The sequence below is a fragment of the Candidatus Syntrophocurvum alkaliphilum genome (assembly GCF_009734445.1).
GTDB classification, from domain to species: domain Bacteria; phylum Bacillota; class Syntrophomonadia; order Syntrophomonadales; family Syntrophomonadaceae; genus Syntrophocurvum; species Syntrophocurvum alkaliphilum.
The window spans coordinates 1893491-1905036 of sequence record NZ_CP046457.1 but is presented as its reverse complement, the minus strand read 5'-3'; the positions used below and the strand labels follow the sequence as shown (position 1 = coordinate 1905036).

At 36.6% G+C, this 11546-nt stretch carries 6 protein-coding genes; all 6 read left to right on the top strand.

The window, feature by feature from the left end; all coding sequences use genetic code 11:
- The first annotated feature begins 111 nt into the window (after nucleotides 1-111).
- On the top strand, nucleotides 112-1578 hold the full coding sequence (locus tag SYNTR_RS09170) for a stalk domain-containing protein (protein WP_156204232.1): 1467 nt from the start codon (nucleotides 112-114) through the stop codon (nucleotides 1576-1578).
- A gap of 251 nt (nucleotides 1579-1829) precedes the next feature.
- Nucleotides 1830-2963: an efflux RND transporter periplasmic adaptor subunit gene (locus SYNTR_RS09165; RefSeq protein ID WP_156204231.1), complete on the top strand. Its 1134-nt coding sequence runs from the start codon at nucleotides 1830-1832 to the stop codon at nucleotides 2961-2963.
- On the top strand, nucleotides 2963-6088 hold the full coding sequence (locus SYNTR_RS09160) for an efflux RND transporter permease subunit (protein WP_156204230.1): 3126 nt from the start codon (nucleotides 2963-2965) through the stop codon (nucleotides 6086-6088). The genes SYNTR_RS09165 and SYNTR_RS09160 overlap by 1 nt, the downstream gene beginning before the upstream one ends.
- Nucleotides 6089-6253: 165 nt before the next feature.
- Nucleotides 6254-7423: a TolC family protein gene (locus tag SYNTR_RS09155; RefSeq protein ID WP_156204229.1), complete on the top strand. Its 1170-nt coding sequence runs from the start codon at nucleotides 6254-6256 to the stop codon at nucleotides 7421-7423.
- Nucleotides 7424-7513: 90 nt separating this feature from the next.
- Nucleotides 7514-8095: a TetR/AcrR family transcriptional regulator gene (locus tag SYNTR_RS09150; RefSeq protein WP_197079090.1), complete on the top strand. Its 582-nt coding sequence runs from the start codon at nucleotides 7514-7516 to the stop codon at nucleotides 8093-8095.
- 152 nt (nucleotides 8096-8247) lie between these two features.
- Nucleotides 8248-11508: a S8 family serine peptidase gene (locus SYNTR_RS09145; protein ID WP_156204227.1), complete on the top strand. Its 3261-nt coding sequence runs from the start codon at nucleotides 8248-8250 to the stop codon at nucleotides 11506-11508.
- The last annotated feature ends 38 nt before the right edge of the window (nucleotides 11509-11546 follow it).

The window sequence follows — 11546 nt, the reverse complement described above, 5'->3', positions numbered from 1 at the left end:
AACAAAGAACCGTCCCCTGTTTCATCCTTTGGTATATTCTTCTTATAGATTTATAAACCAAATAGTATTAGAATGTAATTAGTAATATTTAGAAGTGGAGGAATTATAGCGATGAGAATTCATAGATTTCTTTTAGCAGCTTTTGTAGGAATTGCAGTAATGTTTACAGCAATTTTAGCAAGTCCTGCCGATATAAAGGCAGAGGTGATTCAGCGGAATGCTAATCCTTTACAGATGGTGCTTACAGAGGACGGTGGGGTTAGTTTACAACAGCAGGGACAAGATAGATATTTTAAAGTTTGGGATAAAGAGACAAATAGCTTTAACCGTTTGAATATTACACAAAGAAACATTAGCTCTTTTGATGTTGATGGTACTAATTTAGTGTTTACCAACCAAAGGTTTACAGTAGATGTTCATTTATATAATTTAGAAAACAGACAATCTCGTGTAATAGATAATAGTTTATCACAAAAGTCAAATGTTAAGATTAGTAACGATATTGTAGTATGGGAAGACCATGGTGGTGGAAGGTCGCATATTGTTATGTATAACCTAGATACAGGATCTAAGGAAGTATTGAATCCTAATAATAATCCACAGACTAGTCCTGATATAGATGAGGAATATATTGTTTGGTTCGAAGAAGTTCAAGGTAAAAAGGAAATAAAAGCATATAACATTAACAGTGGTGAAATATCAACTGTGCGTGATACTAGAAATGATAAAAACAATTTAACTATAAGTAATGGCAAAATTGTATGGGCTGAGTTAAGAAGTGGAAGTGCAAGTTTTAATACTGGCATCCACACTAGGCAAGGCACTGAAGAAGAACAAAACAACGAAGGGGATAAAGATAAAAAGAAAGAGTCCCCGTCCTATGAGAGTTACTTTGAAACTATATGGGGACAAAGTGTACAGCACAGCTCAGCATCAGACATATGGTTATACGATTTATCTAGTAAAGAATTAACTCAACTAACAGATAGTAATGCAAATCAAGTTCAGCCAACTATATGGAAAAACTATGTTGCCTGGGTTGATGCTCAAGACGGAAATCCCGATATTTATTTGCTAGACTTAAATACAGATGATTTAAGCAAAATTGCTAGATCAAGAGATTATGAAGTACAACCTGCATTAGGTTATGATAAAATTAGTTGGTTTATATTAAGTGGTAATGTGGCTCATCTTTATGTTCAAAGCTTAACCGGTGTGGAAGACCAAGAAATAAGGGTATTTATTAACGGAACCCGTTACTACATGAATCCTAATCCATATATAAAAAATGATCGCACAATGGTACCAATGCGCCGCATATTTGAAATACTAGGAGCAGACATTAGCTGGAATAATGAGGAGCGAAGTGTAACTGCGGAAAGAGGCTCAAATACTATTAAGTTATATATAGGAAATGAGATTGCCTATGTAAATGGCAATCCAGTAGAACTAGATGCACCACCAGAAATACTACCAGAAGTAGACAGAACTATGATACCACTAAGATTCGTTTCAGAAGCCCTAGGTGGAACCGTAAGCTGGGATAATCTAACCCGCACAGTAGATATACGAAACTAAAAGAAAAGATAAAACAGGGGGGACGAGATGAAACAGGGGACGGTTCTTTGTTCTATTTCTACCGAAATAGAACAAAGAACCGTCCCCTGTTTCATCTCGTCCCCCCTGTTTCACCCAGTCCCCCCTGTTTCACTTCACTCAAATTTTTTTTGTTGCCTGTGTTTAAATAGAAATGTATAATTCAATTATGAGACTGACCAACTGGTCGGTCAAAATTTATATACATATTCTATTATGCAGGAGGGTACTAAGTGAATCGCTTAAAAACACCAGTTTATCTAATGTTGTGCTTGTTATTAATCCTATCCTTATTTATATCAGGTTGTGGACAAGATGAAGAGGTTATACAAGAATCGGAGTTAACAGTTACAATAGCTAATGCTGAAAAACGTGATATAGCTAGAAGCATGAGCTATACAGGTGCGGTTAGAGGACAAAATGAAGTTTATATTATGCCAAAGGTGCCAGCACGAGTCACGAATGTTCATGTTCAACCGGGTGACCATGTTGTAAATGGTCAAAAGTTATTAACTTTAGACAGTAGTGATTTTGATGCTGCCATTAAACAAGCTGAAGCTGGTTTAGCAAGTGCTAAAGCTAATAAGCGGCAAAGCGAGATAGCTTTAGAAGCTGCAAAAAAGAATTATGAGCGAATGCAAAGACTTCATGAGGAAGGTGCAATTTCTGACCAACAGCTTGAAATGGCCAGAGATGAACATGAAAGCCTAGATAGTGGCTCTATTGATGCTGCTGTAGCACAGGCAGAAGCAGCGTTGATGGAGGCTAATAATCAACTTGAAAATACTATTATTACTTCACCTATAAATGGTGTTGTTGGCAACATAAGCCTTTCCTTAGGTGATACAGCCAATCCTAATGAACCTGCAGCAATAGTTACTGAAACTTCACACTTAGAAGTAGAGGTATTAGTAGGTGAAAATGAAATATCTCATATACAAAAAGATAGTGAAGTTGATGTATATATTCGTGCAGCGAGAGAGGAGCCTTTTACAGGAACTATAACCAGTGTTGCAAGTGCAGCAGACCCTATGAAGCAAAGCTATCCAGTAAAAGTTTCACTTCAAAACGAAGATAATCTTATAAAATCGGGAATGTTTGCCCAATTAAGAATCAATACAATTAGTGCTGATGATGTTTTATGTGTGCCCAGAAATGCAGTTATTCCAAGGGGCGGTCAACAGGTGGTGTTTATAGTTGATGAAGAAAACCGCGCCCGCCAAATCGAAGTTGAAACCGGAGTCGAAAGCAGTCAATGGATTGAAGTACTAAATGGAATGGAAGAAGGTCAAAAGGTTATTACTAGGGGCAATACACTTGTCAGTGATGGAAGCCTGGTACGAGGAGTTACCGGGGGGGTTAGATAATGAAAATAGTAGATTTCTCAGTAAAAAGGCCGGTAACCATAACTATAATAGTAGCTGTTTTAGTTATCCTTGGTTTTTTTACTTTATCACGAATGTCAATAGAACTATATCCGGATATAAATCTTCCGGTAGCAGCGGTAATTACTTCCTATCCTAGTGCAGGACCCGAGGAAGTTGAGTCCCAGGTTAGTATTCCTATGGAAGGAATGCTAGCAACTGTATCTAATGTTACAAACCTTCATTCTACTTCAAGTGCTGGAAGTTCAATGATTATTATTGAATTTAACTGGGGTACAGATATGAATGAGGCTATGGCCAACATGCGAGATCAAGTTGGCATGGTTGAACGTTTTCTCCCCGATGGTGCGGAAAACCCATTAATAGTTAGGATGGACCCCACAATGATGCCTATCCTGCAAATGGGTATTAGTGGTGATGATTTAGCTCAGGTACAAACCATAGCAGAGGATGTTATTGAACCACGTTTAGCTAGGATTCCTGGTGTAGCATCAGTAATGACACTAGGAGGGCTTGAGCGTGAAGTAAAGGTAGAAGTTGACCCAGTAAAGCTTGAAAACTACGGACTTGCCATGTCACAGGTAGTTCAGGTTTTACAGACTGAAAACTTTGCTATGTCAGGTGGTCAGGTTGCTCAGGGTGAACGTGAATATTATGTACGTACACTACAGGAGTTTGAAACAGTTGAAGAGATAAAAGATGTTACAATAGCAACACCTGCCGGACATATTTTGCAGCTTAGAGAAATAGCTACCATAGTTGATGGCTACAAGGACCAAAACCAATTAACTAGGGTGAATGGTGATCCCGCGGTAGCAGTAAATGTTTTAAAGCAGACAGATGCAAATACTGCTGATACCTGTGCAGCAGTTGTTGCTGAATTAGACAAGATAAATCAGGAGCTTGGGGTTGATATACAATTTGATATAGCCTTTGATCAATCTGAATTCATACATGAAGCTCTTAATAATACCCAAAGGCTAATAATTCAAGGTGCTATATTAGCGATGCTTATTTTGTTCGTATTCTTAAGAAATGCTCGTAGTACCTTAATTATATTTACAGCTATACCATTATCAATAGTCAGTGCATTCATATTAATGTACTTTACTAACTATACAGTTAATATGATAACCCTTGGGGCTTTGGCACTTGGATTAGGGCGAATGGTTGATGACTCGATTGTTGTTTTTGAAAATATTTATCGACATCGATCGCTGGGCTTGTCAGCCAAAGAAGCTGCCAAAAAAGGAGCTTCTGAAGTTGGAACTGCCGTATTGGCTACAACCCTAACAATTTTAGCAGTTTTTGCTCCCATGTTATTTGTTGAGGGAATAGCAGCAATATTCTTCTTACCATTAGCAATTACAGTATGTTTTGCTCTAATATGTTCATTGGTTATTGCTCTAACAGTTATACCACTAATGTCTTCAAAGTTATTAACTGATGAATCAATGAAGAAAACAAGGGAAAAGACTGGTAGGATAGCTAATGCAACTAATAAATTTGGAGAGTTGTTAGAAAAAATAAGTGAAAAATACAAAGCTTTGCTAAAATGGGCTTTAGGACGTCGCAAAACAGTGGTAGCAGCAGTAACGTTCCTATTCGTTGCTTCATTTTCGGGGGTTCCATTTATCGGAGCTGAATTCTTACCTACAATGGATACGGGTGAAATTTCAGTTACTATAGAAACCGATAAAGGCTCAGTTATTGGCCATACAGACGAAGTAACAAGTCAGGTAGAGGAAGAGCTGCGTCAAATACCTGAGGTAGAAACAATTTTCAGTACTATTGGTAGTTCAGGCAATATGATGGATGATTCAGGTCAGCCTGATAGGACTACAATATATACAAAGCTAGTTCCCCTTGATCAACGCGATCGTAGTGTTGAGGAAGTAACAGAGGAGATTAGAAATAAAGTAAACTATATCCCTGGTGCAAAAATAAATGCTACAGTTTTTGACGTATTTAGTTTTGGAGGTACATCCGGACCTATAAATGTTCAGGTGCGTGGAGATGACTTAGATATATTAAGGGAAATTTCCTATGAACTAGTTAATATTATTGAAAATGTTTCAGGTACTAGAGAAGTATCATCATCACTAATGGATGGAAACCCAGAACTCCAAATAAAAGTAGATAGACAAAGAGCAGCTCAATATGGTTTAACACCAATGCAAATATCAAATGAAATACAAAATGTTATGGAAGGTAGGGTTGCTACCCAATACAGCTTTGAAGGCTCTGAAATAGATGTAAGAGTAACCTACGATTCAAAAGATTATAAGGATGTTGAGTATTTGAGCAATCTACCCATTATGAGTCAAACTGGGGCAATTGTTAGGCTATCAGAAGTTGCTACTTTTGAAGTAGAACAGGGGCCTGTACAAATAAGCCGTGTGGATCAAGTCAGGTTAGCAGATATTAATGCCCACTTAGTAGGGCGCGATCTTGCTAGTGTTATGGAAGAAATACGAGAAGAAGCTAATAAGTTAAACTTACCAGCTGGATATACCATAGAATATGGTGGAGAGACTCAGGAAATGGAGGAAAGCTTCAAAACTCTAGCTATGGCCCTAATGTTAGCTATTGTGCTAGCATATGCGGTTATGGCAATACAATATGAATCATTCTTTAACCCGTTTGTTATCATGTTTTCAGTCCCAGTAGCCTTTATAGGGGTTGTGCTAGGCCTTGTGATAACTGGTAAAGCATTTAGTGTGCCAGCCTTTGTTGGGTTAATTATGATGGTTGGTATAGTAGTATCTAATGCTATTATACTAGTAGACTATCTAAACCGCCTAAGAGCTGAGGGTATGGAACGAAACGAAGCTATAATTGAAGCAGGGAGAATAAGATTAAGACCAATTCTGATGACTACATTAAGTACGGTTTTAGCGATGTTACCACTTGCTATAGGTATGGGCGAAGGTACTGAATTCCAAGCACCAATGGCTATAGTAGTTATTAGTGGATTACTTGTGTCAACTCTAGTAACCCTAGTCTTAGTTCCCGTAGTCTACAGCATATTCGATGACTTAGGGATTAGAATTAGAAAAAGATTTTCTAAGGATACAGAAGAGGAAGAAGCAAGTATAGAGTCGTAATAGTTATATAGTAATTATTAATTATAAATTCTTAATTTTTAATTGAGGTGGGAAAAACTATTCGTTTTCCCTCCTTGTTACATAATTATATTGAGCAATGCGGATTCATTTGACGGTTAGAAACGGAATTAAAATCCGAAATAAAAAGAGGCAGGAGGTATTTTCATGAGTTGGGGACGGAAATTTGTATCGGTTTTTGTTATGGCAACCCTACTATTTGGGGTAGCTATAATGCCAGGACAGGCTGATGGGGAAAAGCCTGATGAGTTAACCTTAACACTAGAAGAAGCAGTAGAAATAGCCATGGAAAACAATCCGGGTATAGGAATAGCTGAGGCTGAGAAGAAGCAAAAGTCACTACAGTATTCACGGGCACAAGATACCAGTAAAGATTATTCTGATGCTCAATCACAAACTATTGAATATATGGGTGTTCCAATAACATTACCTAGTCCAAGTGCTACCTATGATGGTCAGAGAGCTATATATTTATTACCAAAATTAACAGAACGTGAATATAAACAAGCAGAAAAAATTTACCAAGCACAAATAAATGAAGTAAAAATTAATGTAGAAGAAGCATTTTATAATTTAATTCAAGCAGAGGAACAAAAAATTATTGCTGAAAATGCTTTAAAAAGAGCTGATGAACTGCTAAGAATAGCAGAATTAAACTATGAATTAGGTATGGTAGCTAGGGCTGAAGTATTAGGTGCTGAAGCTGGGCAGAGTGCCGCAAGGATGGGATTAAGTGGAGCTAGAAGTGAACATACACAAAAGATGATGGCTTTAAATAGTGTAATGGGAATAGATATTGATACAGTAATAAATCCAAGAGGCGCGTTTAAATTTGAAAAGAAACACTTCGCATTAGATGAGCTTATTGAGGATGCGAAAGAAAATGATATAAGTATTATTAGAGCAAGAGATGGTTACAAGATGGCTAAATGGAACTATGAATTTGACATTAACTATTATGATGAGAGGTATAGAGATGCTCAGCCAGGCAAACAGGATATGATAAGAGCAGAGCTTTCCTTACAACAAACTAAAGATGGCATACTATCAGCTGCAACCAAAATGTATCATGGTCACTTAACACTAGAAGAACAGTACCAATATGCACAAACAACTGTAGAACTAAGGGAAGAAGCATACAGGCTAAAGGAACTTAGCTATGAGCTAGGTATGGCAACACTAACCGAAGTTCAAGAGGCATCAGATGAGTTAAAGCAAGCAGAAGCAGATTTATCAGAATGCATACATAATTATAATGTTTTAAAATCTCGTCTTAAATATGGAATTTATGGTCCAGTTGCAGGTGGAGGCTTTTAATATCGTAGCAGAGAATAAAATCTCTGTTACGATTTATAGGAAAGAAACTAGAAGTCAATGATCATAAATGTTAATTCAGGGAGGCATGTAATGTCTGACAGTATAAGTAAGCAAGATTTAATTATAGAATCTGCGGCTAAGGTTTTTGCTAAAAAAGGATATCATAATGCAAAAATGGGTGAGATAGCTGCTGAAGCGGGAATAGGTAAAGGAACTATTTATGAATACTTTAGTAGCAAGCTCCAATTATTCCAAGAAATGATGGATCAAAGCTTAAATAAATACTTTAACAAAGTTGTTATAGATTCCCTAGAAAAGATACCAATGGAAAAAAGAATTCAGATGCTTTTACAAGGACACTTTCAATTTTGTGTTGAAAATAGAGAGTTAACAAGAATTATTTTTTGGGATACAGAAATAATTGATGAAGAACTGAAAGATTGGGCGTACAATTTACGTAAAGAAAAAGAGAGTGTAATGCAAGACCTGATACAGTCAGCTATTTCTGAAGGAGAGCTAAGAGATATCGACGCAAACCTAGTAACTCAAATAATTACAGGTGTTCTAGGTGCCATGTGGGCTCCTATAGTTTTAGAAAACAAAGAATTCAACATCCAAAAACTATCCCAAGAAGTAACCGATCTAATTATGAATGGAATAAAAGCGAAATAATTTTTAATTATTAATTTTCAATTCTTAATTTAGGAAGGAAAGCACAGCTTTCCTAATTTTATAAAAAGGAAACGCAAGTTTCCTCACCATAATTAAGAATTAAAAATTCAAAATTTAAAATTAAAAAACATCGTTTTTTTTAGGGAGAGAGTATGATCTTTAATATAAATAAAGCAGTAAAAAGTTTAGTGTTAATCTTTTTTATTGCCTTTGCAACTATAACATACATAACTTCCCCAGTAGATGCTAGCTTCTGGGATATCGAGTATAGCTGGGCAAAAGGAGAGATTACCCAGCTTGAATCTATTGGAGTTTTAAATGGCTATAATGATGGTTCATTTAGACCCCATCATGAAATTAGTCGTGCTGAATTTACAAAGCTTATAATACATGCTTTAGAAGAAGACCAAGAGGCTCATCTGCTTTCAGGTGGAGATTCCACATTTAATGATGTAGCAGATTACCACTGGGCCAAGGGCTACATCCTTTTAGCTCAAGAGTTAGAAATCATTAATGGACGTGGAAATGACCAATTTGACCCTGAAGCACCTATAACTCGGGAGGAAGCCTCTGCTATAGTGGTTAGAGCTTCCCAACTGCAAGAAGATGAGTTAGAAGAACTAGAATTTAAAGATAATGAAGATATTGCTGACTGGGCTTTAGAAGAAATAAAAGTGGCATTAACACTTGGAATTATCTCTGGTTTCCCTGATGAAACCTTTAAGCCTCAGGATAACCTTATTCGTGAACAAGCAGCATCAATCCTTATGCAATTAATGGATAAAAAAGGCTTATTATATCAGTTTAACGGTATTATTAGAAGTGCCGAAGATTCTACTGTAGATATTAGAATAAGTGGTAAAAATCATATTTTTACCGTAGCTGATGGTGCAGCTTTTATGGATAGAGGAGAAGTGATAGATTCCTTATCAGATAAAACCAATACCCGCTTTAGTTTTAATGTAAATTCACAGGGTGAAATAGTCAGTGGTTTCCTCCATTATGAAGATACATACTATGATGTAAACATAAGACAAATGGATGATATAAGCATAACTGCTTATACCAAACCCCAAACAGATAATCATTTATTTAGTAGAAACTTTACCGAGCCACAACCTAAATCTGAGGAAAATCTAGAACTTAGCTTAAAACATAGTAAACAAATATCAGGTATTAACCAATTGCAATCTGAAACCGGTGCAACAGGTGAAGGTGTGACTATAGCAGTAATTGATACCGGTATTGACCCATTACATAGAGACCTGCAAAGAACTGAGTCTAACTCACGCAAAATATTAGATTGGGTTAATTTAAGTGATGAAGGCAGAGTACAAATTTCTAATACCGCACAAGCTGATTCCAACCAACAAACAATAACAACTAGTGAAGGGCAAGTGACTTTACCTAATGTTAGTTCAGTAAGTGGTAACTATAAATATGGGTATTGGTATGAAGACTGGATAGCATATGTACATGATATAGATTTTACTGGAAGTGAGAAAACAGATGATAAGATTATGGTGCTATTAGTAGACTCTAAACAGGCTGGAGTTTATGATACGGTTTTTGTTGATACTAATGGAAATATGGATTTATCTGATGAAGTTCCTTTAAGAACATATAGAGACAATAGACATAGCTATGCCTCATTTTCAGCTACAGAGGATCTTCCATCTGGTTTTCCTTTTATTTTGACTGATATAGCTACAGATGGAAGTCAGGTACATTTTGGATATGATAGTGATGGGCATGGAACTCATGTTGCTGGAATCTTAGCTGGTAATGGAAAGGTAAAAGGTGTTGCTCCAAATGCACATTTAATGGCCATAAAGGTTGTTGATAGTGCAGGATTTACTAGTGAAGATAAGATTATCCAAGCAGTTGAATATGCAGTAAATAATGGGGCGGATATTATAAACATTAGTTTAGGTCATTATCCAGTTAATGGTGCTGAATTTGAAAACATTACTAGACGGATAAATGAACTAGCAAAAAACCGACTTATTTGCATAGCAGTAGGAAATAATGGTCCGGGTCTAGGGACTTTAGCAACTCCCGGAGATGTGAATAATGTATTATCTGTAGGTGCCTATATTTCCCCAGATTTATGGGAAACTGATTATGGATGGCGAACTGAAACCGAAAGTCTTTGGTATTTTAACTCAGTTGGTCCCTCAGCAGATGGTACATTAAAGCCAGATATACTTGCACCAGGTTCGGCAATTTCTACTTATCCGACATGGATGAGTTCAAATTACTACCTAAAGGAAGGTACAAGTATGGCCGCTCCATTTGTATCGGGAGCGGGAGCCCTATTAATTGAAAACATGTGGATGAGTGGTAAACCAGTAAATAGTTTAATGGTGAAAAATGCTTTAAAAGATAGTGCCAGACAGTTAGAAAACTTAAGTAATATTGAACAGGGATTTGGTGCTTTGGATGTATATAAGGCATGGGAGATAATACAAGACTATGAAAGGCTACCTAATCACTTACATATAGATACCAAAACAACATTAGATGGATCGAGCGCAGGTGTATTTATACGTGAATATCTTCCAGGGATCAGTAAAACTGAGGTGGCAAACGATAGAAGCCAAAGTGCTTACATAGAATGGGAGAGTCAAGCTGATTGGATAAATATAAATAGGAAGACTACTCAGATTGCTGGTAATGGCTATAGAAATATAAATTTTGATTTTACTATACCAGAAGAATCTGGATTACATACTGGATTGGTAAAGGGAAATATTGTTGATAGTGACCAAAAAATCGAAATCCTATCAACCCTTATAGTTCCACATAAATACAACTCTAGGGGAGAATATATGAGTTATGATAATCTACCTTCTGGAGAAATGAAAAGATATTATTTTGATGTCCCGGAGGATACTGATAGTCTGTATTTTCAGCTTAGGATTTTAGGAATTCTAGATAATTTACAAGGGCGTGCAAGGCTTCATATATATAAGCCAAATGGAGAACTTTATGATGTAACCAACTATGTAGGTATAACTCCACCTGGATTACGTGCAGAACGCGAGTTAGAGCTTGATATAGAAGAGCCTGATGCAGGTATGTGGGAAGTAGTGGTTTACAGTTCAGCAACATTAAGCCTATACGATAAAAAAACCAGTGATTATTTATTAGTTTCACAAATAAAAGGTGGAGATAGGGGAACTAGTTATATTGATAATGAATTTATAATAGGGGCTGCCTACAAAAAGGAAGAATCACTTCCGGATACCATTGTATTAAACATAATAGAAGCTGAAACTAAACAACCCTATACCGGAACCTTATTGATAAATGATAGACTATACCGAGCAAAAGACGGCAAAGTCCTAGTACACAAAAACCTAGAACGAAATACCTTAACATTTAATATACAAAAAGTAAACTCAAATTAAGAAGCGCGGGCGCGGAAGCACGGGGACGGTTCTTTTGC